Origin of the sequence: Shewanella sp. SM21, from assembly GCF_025654335.1 — a bacterium.
Lineage (GTDB): Bacteria > Pseudomonadota > Gammaproteobacteria > Enterobacterales > Shewanellaceae > Shewanella > Shewanella oncorhynchi.
Genome location: NZ_JAKKRL010000002.1, coordinates 38,325 through 56,111 on the forward strand (window position 1 = coordinate 38,325; position 17,787 = coordinate 56,111).

Genomic DNA, 17,787 nt, shown 5'->3' on the forward strand with positions numbered 1-17,787 from the left:
AAGAAGTGATTCGATTAAAGGGGCTAGATGTGTATTCACTGCGTTTGGTACTGACATTATTAATTTTGTCAGGTATTTCAGTATCCGTCGCTGTATCTAGCTGGTTGAGTACTCGGGATTCTAAGCATCAAATCGAAGAACTCTTCGATGCGCAAATGCTCCAAACCGCTAAAATGTTGGAGTTGTTCTATCATACTGAGCCCAATGCAACAGCTCAGGATCTCGTCATACCCCAAGTGCTCCACGTTCCCGATAGCCAAATCAGTTCCTTTGCCGAAAAGGCCGATGCGCTGAAACTGGCCTATGAGCATAAATTGGCGTTTCAAATCTGGAGTGAGGCGGGTGAAGCCTTAGTTTTATCGGATAATATTGGTCATCAACCTATCAGTCGATTCGTACAGGGTTATCATAAGAAAGTGTTCGAAGGAGAACTCTGGCATGTGTTCAGTTTTTTTTCGGTTAAAAATCATGTTTGGATTGTCACTGCTCAACAGGATGAAGTACGCCAAGAGCTCGTATCGCAAATCATGCATAACGCCGTGATCGTGCCTTTAATGGTAGTGCCTTTAACATTAATTATTGTTAGCTTCTTGTTTTATCTCTTGTTTCGGCCATTAAAAACCTTTGAAAGAGAATTAATTGGACGTGCGCCCAACGATTTGACCCCGTTGACTATGTCATTGCCTAAAGAATTAGTCCCTGTTCGGCGCGCATTGAACTTATATATCAATAGTATCGCGCGATTTATCGCCCGTGAGCGTCGTTTTAGCGCCGATGCGGCCCATGAGCTTAAAACGCCATTATCTGTGATTAAATTACATCAACATGGCTTAGAGAGTCTGATTGATGATGATCCGCAGCAGAAATTCCATTTAGCTGCGATAGATGCTGGCGTAGTGCACATGAGTCATACCGTTGAACAATTACTCGTATTAGCAAGGGTGGACTCGATTAATGAGCTTAATGTGTCATCCCACGCCATTTTGCCTATGGTCGAAGATGCGCTTAATCAATTAATGCCACAAATCACAGATTATGAATGGAATATCGATATCGCATCCAATCTAACGGTGACCTGTGATCGTTTTTATTTGCTACTTGTACTGAAGAATATTATCGAAAATGCCTGTAAATACAGTCCACAGGAATCGGAAATTTCAGTGTCGGCCCATGCTTTGGATGATGAAATCTGTATTTGTGTCGCGGATCGAGGCCAAGGCATGACAGAGCCGCAGATTGCCAATGCGACAGAACGTTTTTATCGTGTGAATGAAAATGAAGGCATAGGCGCGGGATTAGGTTTGTCTATCTGCTATCACATCATAGAATTGCACCAAGGTCGTTTAGTGATTGCGCCTAGGGATCAAGGTGGATTATCTGTGACACTTTTTTTGCCAAAATAGTTCAGGCAATGAAATGTTAAAATAGATCCGCAGTTTAAGTGACATCAGCTCAGTTGTTTTGATACATTTAAGCGGGTAAAATTTTGAATTTTCCTGCTGTCTTAGTGTTAATCCTTAGGCTTACCAACGGATTGATTCGCTTATTGTGATATTTCATCTAAGATCATCAACACTTAGTTGAGGCGTAAAAAGGCTCATTTTACTTTCAATAATGTAGCATTTGGATCACTTAATTTGTTTTTGTAACTTTGAAAACAGAAATAAGCATGATAATGTTATTTTAATATTCATTTTTGGTATAAGCTTATTCTCAAATAGTATTGTGTAGAAGGGGTTAACTGCATCTTTATTTATGAGTTTTTTTCTCCTTCTGATATCTTTCGCGATATGTAAGCAACTGTTTTTTTTCATCCCTAAATCAGAGTGAAAAAAATTCACTGTATACATAAAAAACATTGATTTCTTAGTTTATTTTTTAGGTTACCTATCTATGGTTAGCTTGTTGCGTTGCCCATCGTCCAAACCTTATTCGTCACTCATATGTTCACTGACGCTAGGCGCTGTAGTCGCCCTGTCTGGTGTCGCGTACGCTGAAGAGACAAAACCCGCCGAGGCAGTTCCTGTGGTTACTCCACCGAAAGTGATTTCTCAGCCCAGTACAAAAAATCAAATCAGATTCACTAAGACAGGCGCTTTTGATAGCGAAACTGTCGTGAAGATTGCAAAACGTTTGGCAGCGAAACCTTATGTGACCCTCAAAGATCCTTTGCCAGCTGGCCTTGCTAAACTGTCATACGATGAGTACAGAGATATTCGTTTTAACCCGACTGCGTCTATTTGGCGTGATCAGGGCGTGCCATTTCAAATGCAAATGTTCCACCGTGGTTTCTATTTTCAAGATCTGATCGAGATTGCGATTGTAGAAGGTCAGAATGCAACGCACTTAGCTTATGAGCCTAAATATTTCACTGCGGGTGAAGTGATTACTCAAGCGCTGCCGAATGATGACATTGGCTACTCAGGATTTCGTATTCATAACCAATTGAATACGAATGGTGTATTTGACGAGCTTATGGTATTCCAAGGTGCGAGTTATTTCCGCGCTTTAGGTAAAGGTAACGCCTATGGCTTATCTTCCCGTGGTTTGGCGTTAAAAACGGCTGACGCTGAAGGGGAAGAATTCCCGATATTTCGCGCCTTCTGGGTTGAGCGTCCACACAATGACAGCAACTTGATTGTTGTGCATGCCTTGTTAGATAGCCCAAGCGTAGCAGGTGCCTATACTTTCTCTGTCCGTCCCGGTGATAACACCTTGATTGATGTAGAAGCGACACTGTTTCCTCGTGTTGAGCTGAGCAAAGTCGGTTTAGCACCAAGCACTAGCATGTTCTTACATTCACTCAATGGTCGTCACGACACCGATGATTTTAGACCTGAAGTACATGATTCTGATGGTTTATTGATGTTAAATGGTCGTGGTGAGCATTTATGGCGCCCATTAGCTAATCCACGTCAGTTACAAGTCAGTGCGTTTTCTGACAATTCGCCTCAGGGATTTGGTCTGATCCAACGTGAGCGTGACTATGCGTCATATCAAGATTTAGAAGCCCATTACGAACGTCGCCCAAGCCTATGGATTGAGCCTGTGGGTAATTGGGGGCAAGGTTCAGTGGTGTTGACTGAAATTCCGACAGAGTCTGAAATTCATGACAACATTGTTAGTTATTGGAAACCACGTCAGCCTATTCCTGCTGGCGGTGAATTTCATTTTGCCTATCGCATGAGTTGGGGTGAAGAACCTGCTGCGAAAGTCGGTGCCGTACATATTTCTCGCTCTGCCAGTGGTCGTGCCGATATTGCTAAGGCGACTCCAAGACGTTTATTTGTGGTCGACTATCAAGTTGAAGGTCCGATGACAGATGAAATGCCAGTCGCTAAAGTTGAAGCTTCTGGTGGTGTGGTCACAAATGTGGTGATTGCCCGTAATGCCGCTAAAAATGGCTATCGCTTAGCTTTTGAATTAGAGCCAGAAGATAAAGATCTTATCGAACTGCGCGCTGAACTTAAGTTCCCAACTCCTCGTCAGGTTGAAACCTGGCTCTATCGCTGGACGCTGTAAGGTTCATGACGGAGCAACATGATATGACTGTATCCGATAACTCGGTACTCGAGACGGAAGTCCTCGTGGGTGGTAGTGCTATGCCAAATGAACGGCCTGGCGCTATGGAACCCCAAAATTTAAGTAAGATGCCAGAGGGATTCCCTCGCCGTAGCACTGTGGCTGATGGGGTACGCTCGCGTACCTACCGTCGTGTGTTTGTGGTGGGTGGGGCTTTATTATTATCTTTGTTTGCTATCTATGAAATGGGGGCGGTATTTAGCATTGGCGGAATTACTCCTCTGGAATATTTAGTGCTAGTGCTGTTTGCGGTTAACTTCTGCTGGATTGCTTTGGCGTTTTGTAGCGGTATTGCAGGTTTTTTAATTTTACTGCGAAAACCGCGGGCAAAAGATTTGCAAGTGACTGAACTGCATACGCGCACCGCGATTTTGATGCCGACCTATAATGAATCTCCTGATAGGGTATTCTCGGCGGTTTCAGTGATGGCTGAAACCTTGTCGCAAACGGGTCATGGTCATGCTTTTGATTGGTTTATCTTAAGTGATACTACCGATCCCGATATTGCTTTACTCGAAGAGCAGGCATTTCTGGTGCTACGTCAAGAAACCCATAAGCATTCGCGGGTGTATTACCGTCGCCGTCGTAAAAACGTCGCCCGTAAAGCGGGTAACGTAGCCGATTTTTGCCGTCGTTGGGGGTCGCGTTATGATCACTTGTTAGTGCTTGATGCCGACAGTTTGATGGAGTCTTCAACCATCACTGGCTTAGCTCAGCGCATGCAGGCCGATCCTGATGCGGGTTTGATCCAAACGATTCCGTCGTTGATCAATGGCACCACTTTAATGGCCCGTTTACAGCAATTTGCAGCGCGCATTTATGGTCCCGTAATTGGTACCGGTTTAGGCTGGTGGGTACAAAAAGAAGGTAACTTCTGGGGCCACAACGCCATTATCCGCACCGAAGCCTTTATGACCGCGGCTGGATTACCCAACCTTAAGGGTAAGCCACCTTTTGGTGGTCATATCATGAGCCATGACTTTGTTGAAGCTGCGCTGATCCGCCGTGCTGGCTGGAGTGTGGTCATTGCCTATGACTTACCGGGTTCATACGAAGAATGTCCACCGTCGATTATCGACTTAGCCGTGCGTGATCGCCGCTGGTGCCAAGGTAACTTGCAGCATTCGCGTATTTTGCCGACTAAAGGTTTGCACTGGGTAAGCCGTTTACATTTACTGACGGGTATCATGGCTTATTTGTCATCTCCTTTCTGGTTGATGTTGATTTTGACCGGTTTGATGTTGGCTTTGCAGGCACACTTTATTCGACCTGAATATTTCACCGATCAATTTTCACTGTTCCCGACTTGGCCCATCATGGACTCGGATAGGGCATTAAGATTGTTCTACATTACTATGGGGGTTTTGTTTGGCCCTAAAGTATTCGGGGTCTTGTTGCTGCTTAAAGACGGTGAGTTTGCTCGCAGTGTTGGTGGTCGAATTAAAGCGATATTCAGTGTGATCTTTGAGGTCATACTTTCAGCGCTGATTGCACCTATCATGATGTTTATCCATTGTGGTGCTGTGATGTCAATTCTGATGGGGCGGGACAGTGGTTGGTCGCCGCAACGTCGTGATGACGGCAGTATGCCTTGGATGACGTTAATCTATCGTCACCGCTGGCATATGCTGGCAGGTGTGATGTTAGGTTATGCGGCTATTTTGGATTCTTTGACTTTGTTAGCTTGGATGAGTCCGGCGTTGATCGGTCTGTGGATTGCTGTGCCTATTTCGGCATGGACAGGTTCAGTTAAAATTGGCGAAGTGTTCAAGCGTGCTGGTATTCTTGCAACACCAGAAGAACGTAACCCTGCGCAAATTTGTCTGCAAGCGCAAGAAGCGCGCGCCGCTTACCAAAGACACATTGCTGAGCCTTGGACGTTAGCACAGGTACTTAAAGACCCTGCGTTGATGGAATTGCATTTAGCCATGGTGGATAAACAGCCTTTGCGTGCTGCGGGTACACCAATTGAAGCGATGGAAGCCATAGTGCATGTGAAGGTGCATGAAGCTCGTTGTCAACAGAGCGCATTAGCTTTACTCAATCGTCAAGAAATGGCGATGGTGTTGGCAAATCCTTTGATGTTACGTAGCCTACAGAAATTACCAGAGCAATTTGTCGAAGAAGATCTCGTGTCTTTTTGCTAACGAGCACTTGCTCAGCATATTTATGCGAGTTTGTTTGATATCAATGCCACTGACGACCTCAGTGGCATTTTTCTTTTCATTATCTGGAGTTAACCCCTAGTAATTAATTGATCTCCATGGAATAGTCATATAACAGTGTTGTTAACTGATATAACCGCTGGCTCTCAGGTGACCTTAAAAATAGCTAAGGGAGTATTTATGATATTGAAAAAGATCATTCGCTATTTGCCCCCATCCATGCGTGTAACGCTAAACGTGAGAGAACTCGAATTGATAGAGCAGGAGTTCCACATCGCGAACTTGAAAGCATTGCAGATTAACCCGATGCCGACGAGGCGTTATCTAGCGCAACTATTACTCAGTCTTTTTTTCTGTATTCCAATAATTTTAGTGCCAAAGGTAAGTGCAGCTGATGGCGCTCAATCCCTGACATCAAATTCGAGTATTGCTGCGCAGCCAAATCTTGAGGGTAAAGCTGAAGATCTTACTGCTGTGCTGCCGCTTGCGGCCTTAGTGCCAGAGGTGTTGCTATTGGATCTCGCCGGCGTTAATCCAGTATTTGGCCAGCATTATCGTGACTTAACACTTTCTCCTAATACCTTATCTACTGCTGATTTAGTACGAATCCAAGCTGATGTTACCGGTTACTGGCATTATGTGATGACATCCGCTGAATGTAACAACGCTGGAGCCCCAGGGACGGTTTCATCCGTTATTCCAGTGGATCCCCAATATCAAAGGGTGCTTAAGCAAATCGCCCATTTAGTGCAATTGGACACAATTGAACCATGGGAAACTTTAGTGCTAGATGAAAAGTTAACCTTAGGAATGAGTCATCAGATCGTTGATACCATAGCAAAGCGTATGTGGATATTGGGAGACTTAGCCACTGAGCCTAGAGTGAATCAAGTTTATACCGAAGAACTTATGATTGGCATTAAGCGCTTTCAGCAAAAGCATGGGCTAAAACAGGACGGGGTGATAGGTAAGCAGACCTTATTTTGGGTGAACCAATCGCCAAGGGCGAGGGCGGTACTATTAGCTAAAAACACTATTCGACAAAGAGTGTTTGAACGTAAATTAGAGCCGAGTTATTTGCTGATTAATGTGCCCGCTTTTGAGATGACGTTGGTCGATAATGGTACGCCAGTGTTAAGTTCCAAGGTCATTGTGGGTAAATCTTCTCGGCAAACACCGATTTTGGACAGTCAGATTTCTAGCGTGGTGCTTAACCCTAGTTGGCGAGTGCCTAGCAGCATTTTACGGCGGGACATTCTGCCGCAAATTCAGCGAAATGGTCATTATCTTAATGAACGTCAATTTGATGTGTACGATTATAACGGTCAACGGGTACAACGCATGCCAGAGGAATGGCAGGCCTTAGCCAGCGCTTCGTTTCCCTATCAGCTTGTACAACGCCCTGGGGCGAAGAATGCATTAGGTAAATATAAGTTTCACTTTGATAACAGTTTCAGTGTCTATTTACATGGAACTTCTGAGCCAAGTCTCTTTAAAAAGGACGATAGGGCACTATCATCTGGGTGTATTCGTATTGAAAAAGCCACTGAATTAGCCCAGTGGTTTAAAGAGCATTTAGTAAAAGACAAACGTTTATGGGACAAGTTAGCCCCTGGTATTACTGAACCTCAGTGGTTTTCACTTTCCGAAAAGTTGCCCGTGCATCTGGTTTACTGGACTGCATGGTTAGACGATAGTGGGCAGGAGCAATACCGTCGCGACATTTATGATTTGGAACCTGAGCTGACGAATGCTGTGCCTGCCACGGTTTTGGAACAACATTAACGTTTTTGTGCTGTAAAGTTGAGCAAGATAAGCATCTCAACTCGCTTGGCATTTTGAAATCCTACTCAGAATGGGGTTGGCAAAACTTGATCTTAGGGCTTATTCAGTATAATTTGCCTTACTAGTGACCAAAAAGCATACAAAAGGTGATCATGTGACTTTAATATGTCCTGCCCGTAGGCAGTTATTGTTAGGCCTTAGTGGTGTGGCATTATGTTCCTTTATTCCCTCAAAAGCGGTTGCCAGCCGTTCAACCAAAGGGATCCGCGAGTTAAGTTTGTTTAATCGTCATACTGGCGAGCGTGATGACGGTAGTTATTGGGTAGATGGTCATTATCAGAGCAAGGTGTTAGACAATTTTAATCATTTGCTGCGGGATCATCGTCAGAATGTGGCAGCGCCTATGGATAAGCGCTTATTTGATTTACTCCACTCACTCAAAACAACCTTGAATACCAATGATGAAATCCATGTGATTTCCGGTTACCGTTCACCAAAAACCAATGCCATGCTCGTGAGCCACAGTGGCGGAGTTGCTAAGAAGAGTTATCACATGCGCGGCATGGCGATGGACATAGCGATCCCTAGCGTTAAACTAAAAACCCTCAGAGAAGCGGCTTTATCCCTGAAACTCGGTGGTGTGGGTTATTATCCTAATTCTGGCTTTGTGCACGTCGATTGTGGTCCGGTAAGGCACTGGTAGCAATGATCTGTTGTTGGATCTGCTGATAAAAATCTTGTTCCAAGGCTTGCGATTCGATCAAGTAATGTCTGAGCAGCGGGATAAATTGTTGATTGAGTTTGTTCATTTCTCTATGTTGTTGCCAATCACAGATCAATAGGCTGAGACGTTGTGAAAATTGATATTGTCTTTGCCTCTGCGACTCAATATCGACGGACTCAATAATTTGCATAAGTAAGATCAAGCTGCGGTTTTTTTGTTGGGTACAGGCAAGCAATTCTAAGAATTTTAATTCGAGGGTATTTTGCTGATAAGGAACGGTTTCGATAAGAGAGACGAGTTCACGGGCCAGTTGGCATGAAAGTCTATTTTCTTGTTGTAACTGGTATAGCGCATGACGCATTTTTTGACACAGCAGTTATCGAAATTTGCCCGAGCTTAACAGGCTTCTCAATTTCCCAGTGTGATCTAGATCTCGTGTTTTTTGTTTGAGATCAAAGCCTTTTCTCTGCCGTAACAGCCAAGATACAAGTTCCTCAATTTGATAAATAGCGGTCTGTTTTGCTAACGCTGAAGCCGATAAATAGAGGGCTTGCGGTATTCTTGTGTGCCTTGGGTATCTATGTTAGTATTCGCGCGCTTTATATGAGCCGTCATTGGTCGAAAATGCCGGCAACTTTTTACTCTAAATTTAAGTGAGAAACACATGTCTTACACTATCCAAGCACAAACCCGCACTGAAATAGGGAAAGGTTCGAGCCGCCGCCTACGCCATGCTGGTAAAGTACCTGCTGTTATTTATGGCCAAGGCAAAGAGCCAGTTTCTATTGTTTTTGATCACAAAGATATCATTAACATTCAAGCTAATGCTGACTTCTACACTTCTACTCTGACTATCGTTGTTGATGGTAAAGAAGTGGGTGTTCGTGCACAAGCTATGCAACGCCACGTGTTCAAGCCAATCATTGAACATGTTGACTTCGTTTACGCTTAATTGTCGTAACTGAAGCAAAAAGCGCCTAAGGGCGCTTTTTTTGTGACTAATTTTTAGTTGTTTGTATTTATGGGTAGACACTTAGGCTTTACCCAAACAACCTCAACATACTGTAACCCGTATTTTGAGATTGTTTGGTTAGAGTGATTGGATGCTAATTTTGTAGTGTCAATATCTTGGTATTCATATGGTTACTTGATATTGAAGTTGTAATAGATATCAAGTGATTGGCCTAAAGTGCCTGACACGGTTTCTAGATAGAGTTGTGAGAGCAAGTAATACCTGACTGTCATTTCGTAACCAGGGTTAAATACACCTACTCCGTATTTCACCATTAAGTTATCGCCGATAAAGCCACTGATCGCCACACGCCCTTCATCATTAGTGTCGAGTTGCACGTTAGAGAAACCAAACTCTTCAATGAGTCCTGTCGCGGTATTCCCTAGGTTGTTAATTGCGCCGCCGCCCACTTGTGAACCTAAACCGAGTGCCGCGCCCATCATCAGCGAGTTATTTTGCTCATTGTTGGCGCTGTTAAAGCCACTGCCTTTGATAATGTAAGACAAGATTTCGGCCTGCTCTTTGGCGGGATTGGAGAATAAGGTCACTACTGGGCGTGATGGCGTGCCTGTGACGCGTACACCTGCCACTAAGTCTTCAGTCTTAATTTCCCGTATTGCTTCAATATTCAGGTTTGGTAATGACGTTGGCCCCACAAATTGCACTTCACCAGTGCGGATTTTTAGGGTTTGGCCCATAAACTTGTAGCTACCTTGATTGACTTTGATATTACCGAAGAGCAAAGGAGGACGGAAAGCTTGCTGCTGTAGCTTTAAGGTCCCTTGGAGTTTACCTTTGAGGCCCATACCATCAATTCTGAGTTCGTTCCCCACACTGATATTCAGATCTGCAACGATGGCGTAGGGGCTAGTTTTAGGCTGAGTGGCGGCAATGGAATCGTCAAATACCACGTCTTCGGAGGCTGCGACACCGCCTTCCGCTAATGGCACAATTTTAATGTTGCCCGAAGGCACAGCTATTTTTCCTTTTACTGCCAGTTGCTTACTGTTGAAGGTTAAGTTGATATCGGGGGAGACATCGAGAATAGCCAGTGGCGGTTGGATCACGGCGAGCTTATCGCCTTCGAGGGCTAACTCGCCACTAAATTGACCTTGGGGCCATTGCAGTTGACCATTCACTCTGCCTAAACCATTGCCCATCATCCAGCGTCCCTTAAGCTGCGCTTGTTGACCCGCAAATGACATCGACATGTCAATTTTGTCGATTAATGTTGGGTTTGCTGTTAGGGCTAAGGCGCCCTCAGTTAAGGCCATGCTCCCCGATACTTCAGGCGCATCTAGGCTACCCGCAAAGTTAAGTTGACTCGTCAGCAAACCTTGCACTGTATTTAATTGAGGGAAAAACTCCCCAAGTGGCTGCAAGTTGATTTGCTTGATATTGGCATAACCTGACAGGGTGCGATCGGGTGTGACATTGACGTTAATCTCACCCTGCCAACTGGCCACGCCTTCTGATTCAAAATCTAAAACCGTCGCCAGCCGTTTTGCATCTAAGGTCGCTTTTAATGACAGGTTTTGGTAATTAATGGTGACTTCACGATTTTTATCCCGTTTTAGCATAATGCTGCCGGGAGCAAAATCAAAGTTCACATCGGCAGTAGGCTTACGGCCAGCAGCCCATGCAACATTGGCTAATAGCGATGCAGGGCCATTCCAACGCATATTTGTTGGTAATATTGGGACAAGTAATTGCCCTGGATTACCTGAGTAGCTCACCTGTGCACTGCCTTTTTTACCTATTGGTGTATTACTGTTTAGGCAGATACGGCTATTGGGATTCATGAGGCAAAAGGGCGTAATGCTGCCTTGATTCTTGATTTGGTCCCAAGCCAGATTAATGGTGTTATCAAGCTGCCATAGGCCTACGGGCGTGTTGAGATTTAAACGATCAACATCGAGCTGTAGTCGTGACTTCTTCACATCGTATTGGCTGCTCATCGTTGCATCGAGCCCAAGATCGCCCGTGGCGTTGAGTGTGAGTTTTTGAGCGTTAATGGTACCTTTCGCCCCGAGTGTCACTGTATCTAAATTTTGTTCTGCAATCTGTAAGGTTTTTGATTTTAGCGAGATAGCAAACTCATGTTGATCTAGCGGTTTGTAATAGGCCTTTAAATTAGATTCCTGCAGTTTAATGTTTTGATAGTAAAGTTCTGCCAGCTGTGCTGTAAGCTCGACCTGGGGGTGTTTCTCGTCACCAGTGACATTGATCTGCGCCTGTAGTTGGCCGCTAGCCTTAGGTAACCACAGGCCAAAGTCGGGCACTTGTAATTCACCTTGGAGATCCCAGTTGGCATTGGCTTCGCCTTTGAGTGCCAGAGTTGAACCTAGTACTTTGGCGTTCAGCCCCTTAGCACTGACATACAGGGAATCATTCACACTGATATCCCCTGTAATGTCGAAGGGATAACCTTGCAAAGTGCCAGTGAGCTCAGTATCGCTCAGGGATACTTGCCAACGGGGGTCTGCAAATGAGCCTTTAGTGCGTAATTTTCCTGAAATCAAACTGTCCGGTAAACCCGTTGTACTTTGCGCTGTATCCGTTTGTGGCAGCTGTATTTCTTGTAATTTGACGTCATTGATCCAGAGATTGGCGTTCCAGCTAATGGCTTTTTGATAATCGAGTTCGCCTGTGAGTTTGACCTTACCAATCGCGCCCATTACATCAAGGTTATTGATGGTTAACTTAGCATCTTGATGTTGGATGTCAGTGTCTATGTCGAGTACTTTGTGAAAGGGTGTGATCAGTTGGCCAGTAAGACTCGCCTCTTGCCGATTAAGGTCGCCTTGGCTATCGAGCGTGGCATCGCTTACCGAGTATTCAGGGTTCTTCAGTGGCCACTGAAGCCGTGTCTGTTCAAGTCTCACCTTGTAGGGCAGGTTAGGGTCTTGCAGTGTTATTTGGCCATCTAGCGTAAAGTCGGCATCGCCCTTGGCGACGGCATTCACCTGAAGTTGCCCTAAACTTTGGCTCAGCTTTAACGTTAATACTTGATGAGTGAGATCTGGCAATTCGACTAGTTGGTTAAGGGTGAGATTTGCCTCTAAATCGAGTGGATAATCTTTATCAAGTGTTAGGCTGCCTGTGATATCGACGCTGCCATCGGTGTGGCTGATGGCGAGATGGTCTAAGGTCAATTGGTATTCACGGAAACTGCCTTGTAGTTCTGCATGGCTAAAAACATCTTTACGATCGCCGATTTGCAGTGTGGTGTTGTCTAGCGTTAGGGCATTGACTGTCACAGGGAAAGGCATAAATACTTGTGGCAATTGCGCTAAAGCCCATTCAGCCTCTTTTGGTAGCGACGGACTGGCCGATGGTGTCTGTGTTGTTACCGCGGCAGTGCTGGGATCTGCTGCATTCGTTACCGCTGCCGTGCTGGCTTGCGTTGCTACATCGGTTGATGCAGGGATCAGTATGAATAATCCTTCGCTGGATAGCTGTTTAACCGACAAACCTTCGGTAAACCATTGTGCTTCTGCGTTAAGACGATTAGCGGTAAATTGCATATCATCCACTTGGATATTAACGCCATTGAGTTCAGCAGAATCTAAAACAATATCAAAGGGTAATAGGAGCTCACTGGGTTCTTCATCAAGTGGCGCGACTGGCGCTTCGTTTGAGTCTGCAGAAAGCGCTAGGGTATCAATAGTGACATCGACTTTGGCCGCAGATAAGCTATTCACGCATAAGCGTTTTTGTAGCAAACAGGCGGGTTGCCACAGTAAATGCAGATCCTCAAGTTGCACGTTCATTCCGGCCATAGACCAAGCCGCGTGAGATAGGGCTAAGTCTTTGTTAATGGAACCAGAGGTATAAGTCAGTTCAAGATCGGGTACAAATTGATCGGCTAAACCCACGGTAATGCGCGAGCCAAATTCAGTGCCGAGTAATAGGGCGATTAACACTAAAAGCCCTAATGGCACATAGATAATAATCCGAGTCCAGAGTTTGAACTGCCGCCACAGTCTTTGAATGAATGACACCGATGGGGTGACAGAGGTCACTACGGTTTCAGTGGCTTCGGCTTCAGTGATGGGATTATCAACGATATCTTGTTCGTTTGGCTTATTATGCTCTGGGGGCTGGCTCATAGATCTGTCCCCATGGTTAGGTGAATTCGCCATGATCTTTCAATGGTCTCAGTTTCTTTCAATCCGACCCCTAAATCTAATTTGATTGGACCAATCGGGGAGATCCAATGGATACCGCCACCGACAGAGACGACAGGTTCAAATTGATTATTATCGAAGGCGTTACCCGCATCGATAAATGTGCCGACCCGCCAAGTGGGGGTCACATAATATTGATATTCCAAACTACCAACCATTAAATAGCGGCCACCGATAACCTCGCGATTGGTTTTTCCATCGTCAGCAACATAGTCTAAATAGGGGCCGAGTTCTTGATAACCATAGCCGCGCACACTCTGATCGCCACCGGCAAAATAGCGTAGTGATGGTGGGATAGAGGCAAGATCATTCTCGTTAGCTAAGTTGGCAGCTAAATCAATACGAGCAACGATTCTGTGGTTATCGAAGAAGGTATCAATCCATTTAAATTTAGCTTGCAAGCGGGCTAGGCGGGTTTCTGATCCTAAATAGGGATCGGCATAGTCTAGGCTGTAAATTTGTCTAAATCCGGATTTAGGATCCAGTGAGTTATCTCCCCGGCTAGTCCGAGAAAAGTTAATTCCTGCCAGATAAAACGACGGCATATAATCGACGTCAGACTGAGTATATTCTTCGCGTATAGCCTCCAACGAATAACTCATTAGCCATTGATTTTCTAGTCTTTGCTGACGTAATAGTCCCAGAAGGTACTTAGTCGACTCGAGCTGGCCTGTGTTACTAAAATCACGATTCTCGGCATCATATACTTGAGTCACACCGTATTTGTCCCGCAGCAAACCGAGGCGGATCTTTAATTGATCGTCTAAGGGATGTGTGAGCGGAATCGTATAAGTGGTTAATAACTTTGGTCTATCGGGCGACCATTCGAGACTGGTTTCTTGGGAATGCCCATATTTATTGATTTGTGGTGTACGCCAAGTCACGCGCACCCTCGGATCAAAGGCTTGATCTGTTTTGCCAATATCACCACCAAAACCGAGTTCAATTGCGTGACTTGCCTTAGGCGTTAATTCGACTCGCATTGGAATATGGTTATCTTCGACGTTATCGATTTGCGGGATCACTTTGATATTGGCGAAATAACCAGTATCTAATAACTGACGATTCAAGGCGCTTACACGGCGAGTTGAGTATGAAGCACCTTCTTTAAAGGGGATAAGATCCTCTAATATATCGGGTTCTAAGCTATGGCCATCGAAACTGACTTGGCCAAATCGGTAACGTTTGCCTGAATCAAAATGCAAACTTACCTGCGCGGTATTAATATCGCGGTTAACTTTAATTTGTGATTCAGTAAATTCGCCATCGAAGTAACCTCGTGCCAAGGCTAAGGTGACGAGTTGCGATTTTACGTCGCTGTAAACACCGTGATTTAACACATCGCCGGGTTTAATGTTGACCTTTGCGAGCCATTGATCGAAAGCTCGGTCATCAAGCATTTCACCACTAAAATTAATATCAACCCACTGAACAATGGTTGGCTCGCCGGGGCTGATTTCAAGTTTTAATTCCCACGGTCCCTTGTCATGCTCAATCAGCTTTTCTTCTACTTCACCGTGATAGTAGCCCATGGATTCTAAGGCGGTGCTGATATTGTCATCGACATTAAACAAAAAGGCACGGCGCTGCACCTCAGATTCAGGTAAAGCGCCTAAGTGAGCAACTATGTTGCTTCGAAGCGCTTCATTCACGCCTGTAACAGATAATTTGATAAAATCATCTGCTGCCGCGACTGATGTGACTGAAATCAGACTCAGAAACAAGCAAAGACGAATGTAATGTGAGGTGATTTGCAAAAATGGCTGCACTTTATAGTCCCTGTGATTTGGCATCATTGTCGCCAGAATAAAACCAACAGGCAAGGAGATGATTGAAATTACACGATGAAATGGTTACAAAGGACGCTACTTTTTAAGGGGATGTAAAGAATGAAAACAAAATTAGCCACCTTTAGTTTAATTATTTCGGGCCTACTTTTTATGTCACATAACACCTTTGCCAATGATAAACCGTTCGCCATTGCGATCCACGGCGGCGCAGGGACGATTTCTAAAGCTAATCTCACCCCTGAACAACGCCAAGCCTACAAAGATAAGTTAAAGGAAGCGGTCGATAAAGGCTCAAAAGTCTTAGAGGAGGGGGGTGACAGCTTAGTGGCAGTACAAACTGCAATTAATATCCTTGAAAATAGTGCTCTGTTTAATGCTGGTATAGGCGCGGTTTACACCTATGACGGCGGACATGAATTAGATGCCTCCATTATGGATGGCAAAACGATGAATGCCGGTGCTGTCGCTGGAGTGCGTCATATTGCCAATCCAATTGACTTAGCCTTGGCCGTGATGAATAAATCTGAGCACGTGATGCTCTCGGGCGCAGGAGCAGAAGAATTTGCACTGACTCAAGGTTTTACTTTAGTGCCAAATCATCATTTTGATACTGACGAGCGTTATCAGCAATTACTCGATGCACGGCAAAAACTGCAAGCTGCGGCTAAATCTGAACAAGTTGCTAATGTTGAGATGAAGGACCTCGATTACAAATTTGGTACCGTTGGTGCTGTCGCCTTAGATAAAAAGGGTAACTTAGCTGCAGGTACATCGACCGGTGGTATGACGGCAAAACGCTTTGGTCGTATTGGTGACTCTCCTGTCATCGGTGCTGGCACTTATGCTGAAAACGGTGTTTGTGCCGTATCGGCAACGGGTCATGGTGAATTCTTTATCCGTTACCTCGTCGCGGGGGATATTTGTGCCAAGGTGAAATATCAGCAAAAATCCATCATTCAGGCTGCAGATGAAGTTATTAATCAACGTCTTATCACTGCTGGCGGTTCAGGTGGTGTGATTGCAGTCGATCAGCGTGGCAATATTGCTACGCCATTTAATACCGAAGGTATGTACCGCGCTACCCGTAGTAATGGTGAGCCAGCCCAAGTGCTAATTTGGCATGATCAATAATGTCATTGGTAGAAGCATCTAGGTTTATAACTGACATGACTTAGAAACGTTAAAACTTCGAAACCTTAAAAAGCGAGTGCCGCAAAAGTGGACTCGCTTTTATTTTTATATCTTAATTGTACTAATATATTGAAAAATAACCAGATAAAGATCATTAAGCAGTATGGCTTATGATGTTTATCTGAGTGGTGCGGTTTGAGTTGGCCTAATAATTACCGCTGTTTTACCCTTTGAAATTCAAATCTAGCAGTATAGAAGCCTAGATGTCTATATATCTAAATGATCTATTATTACTGTTTAATATATCAAATAGTTATTAATTCATTATCCATCGACCCATAAAGGCATAGAATCCGGCTCAGACAATGCATTAAATGGGAGTCATTGATGGAACAATTACCGATATTGAATTTAAGTGATTGGCATGCGGGTGGACAACGTCGTAACGCTTTTATTACTAAGCTTGCCGATGCTGCCAGAAGAATAGGGTTTTTCTATCTCACCGGCCACGGCATTGAGCTTGCTAGACAGCAGCAAGTACTTCAGTTAGCGGCAGATTTCTTTGCGCTGCCCGTCGTAGATAAACTTGCGGTGAAAATGGCTAATACACCGCATTTTCGCGGTTATACCCGTTTGCAAGGTGAATTGACCTTAGGGAAACCGGACTTGCGGGAACAGTTTGATATCATGCAAGAAGAAGTGGCTAATCCTCAGCAGTCTGATGTGCCTATATGGTGGCAGCTACAGGGGCCTAATCAATGGCCGTCACAATTACCACAGATGAAATCGACTTTATTGGCATGGCAACAGGATTTAGCCGATACCAGTGTCACACTATTGAGGGCTTTAGCTGTTGCGCTAGAGCAGCCAGAAAGCGCCTTTGATGCCACGATCGAAGCGGGTCCTTATCAGCATATGAAGCTTATTCGCTATCCCAGCGCGGATGGACAGACTTCAGGCCAAGGTGTAGGGGCACACAAAGATCCTGGCTATTTGACCTTAGTGCTGCAAGATAAGCAATCCGGTTTAGAGGTTCAGACTGACAACGGTTGGTTAAGCATACCGCCATTAGAAGACGCCTTTGTGGTGAATATAGGTGAATTACTTGAGTTGGCTTCTAATGGGTATTTAAAGGCAACCAACCATAGGGTGACGAGCCCGCCTGCTGGGGTCGAGCGCTACTCGTGTGCCTTTTTTATGGCGGCGCAGTTGAATGCGACAGTTCCTTTGTTACCTTTGCCAAAGCATCTGGCGAACCAAGCTCAAGGACCGGCAAGCGATCCATTAAATCCTCTTTTCCACCAAGTGGGCCAGAACGTATTAAAAGGGCGTTTGCGCTCTCATCCCGACGTTGCTCAAGCACATTACGCCTCATTCGCTCATGCCATTTAATGGTTATTAGGATCTA

General features: G+C 44.8%; 11 protein-coding genes. 8 read left to right on the forward strand and 3 right to left on the reverse strand.

All coding sequences use genetic code 11. The features are described 5' to 3' along the window. The first annotated feature begins 5 nt into the window (after window positions 1-5). The 5 genes from L5L94_RS02300 to L5L94_RS02320 all read left to right on the forward strand — a co-directional run bounded on the left by L5L94_RS02300 (window position 6) and on the right by L5L94_RS02320 (window position 8,235). On the forward strand, window positions 6-1,403 hold the full coding sequence (locus L5L94_RS02300) for an ATP-binding protein (protein WP_173245233.1): 1,398 nt from the start codon (window positions 6-8) through the stop codon (window positions 1,401-1,403). Window positions 1,404-1,893: 490 nt separating this feature from the next. Then, a complete protein-coding gene (locus L5L94_RS02305) occupies window positions 1,894-3,522 on the forward strand; it encodes a glucan biosynthesis protein G (RefSeq protein WP_049821716.1) in 1,629 nt (542 codons plus the stop codon). A 23-nt stretch (window positions 3,523-3,545) separates the two neighbouring features. After that, the gene (gene mdoH / locus L5L94_RS02310; protein WP_105252289.1) at window positions 3,546-5,729 is read left to right on the forward strand and encodes a glucans biosynthesis glucosyltransferase MdoH; all 2,184 of its coding nucleotides are present in this window, start codon (window positions 3,546-3,548) and stop codon (window positions 5,727-5,729) included. Between the two features lie 324 nt (window positions 5,730-6,053). Beyond that, window positions 6,054-7,532, forward strand: coding sequence for a L,D-transpeptidase family protein (locus L5L94_RS02315; protein ID WP_411568913.1), 1,479 nt, complete (start codon window positions 6,054-6,056; stop codon window positions 7,530-7,532). A 154-nt stretch (window positions 7,533-7,686) separates the two neighbouring features. Further along, the gene (locus L5L94_RS02320) at window positions 7,687-8,235 is read left to right on the forward strand and encodes a DUF882 domain-containing protein (protein WP_028760165.1); all 549 of its coding nucleotides are present in this window, start codon (window positions 7,687-7,689) and stop codon (window positions 8,233-8,235) included. Here the strand turns inward: L5L94_RS02320 and L5L94_RS02325 are convergent. Continuing rightward, window positions 8,186-8,617, reverse strand: a complete 432-nt coding sequence (locus tag L5L94_RS02325) for a hypothetical protein (RefSeq protein ID WP_106650352.1) — start codon at window positions 8,615-8,617, stop codon at window positions 8,186-8,188. The genes L5L94_RS02320 and L5L94_RS02325 overlap by 50 nt on opposite strands. A gap of 303 nt (window positions 8,618-8,920) precedes the next feature. Here L5L94_RS02325 and rplY point away from each other — a divergent pair, with 303 nt between their 5' ends. After that, window positions 8,921-9,208: a 50S ribosomal protein L25 gene (gene rplY, locus L5L94_RS02330; RefSeq protein WP_028760163.1), complete on the forward strand. Its 288-nt coding sequence runs from the start codon at window positions 8,921-8,923 to the stop codon at window positions 9,206-9,208. A 191-nt stretch (window positions 9,209-9,399) separates the two neighbouring features. On the opposite strand, the gene L5L94_RS02335 is transcribed toward rplY, so the two are convergent. After that, window positions 9,400-13,380 (reverse strand): translocation/assembly module TamB domain-containing protein, encoded by a 3,981-nt coding sequence (locus L5L94_RS02335; protein ID WP_263160954.1) that lies wholly within the window; start codon window positions 13,378-13,380, stop codon window positions 9,400-9,402. Beyond that, the gene (locus L5L94_RS02340; RefSeq protein ID WP_173245224.1) at window positions 13,377-15,227 is read right to left on the reverse strand and encodes an autotransporter assembly complex protein TamA; all 1,851 of its coding nucleotides are present in this window, start codon (window positions 15,225-15,227) and stop codon (window positions 13,377-13,379) included. The genes L5L94_RS02335 and L5L94_RS02340 overlap by 4 nt, the downstream gene beginning before the upstream one ends. A 120-nt stretch (window positions 15,228-15,347) precedes the next feature. Here L5L94_RS02340 and L5L94_RS02345 point away from each other — a divergent pair, with 120 nt between their 5' ends. Beyond that, entirely contained in the window at window positions 15,348-16,379 is a 1,032-nt protein-coding gene (locus L5L94_RS02345; RefSeq protein WP_168824061.1) for an isoaspartyl peptidase/L-asparaginase family protein, read from the forward strand. Window positions 16,380-16,766: 387 nt separating this feature from the next. Beyond that, a complete protein-coding gene (locus tag L5L94_RS02350; RefSeq protein WP_113939536.1) occupies window positions 16,767-17,771 on the forward strand; it encodes an isopenicillin N synthase family dioxygenase in 1,005 nt (334 codons plus the stop codon). Window positions 17,772-17,787: the final 16 nt, after the last annotated feature.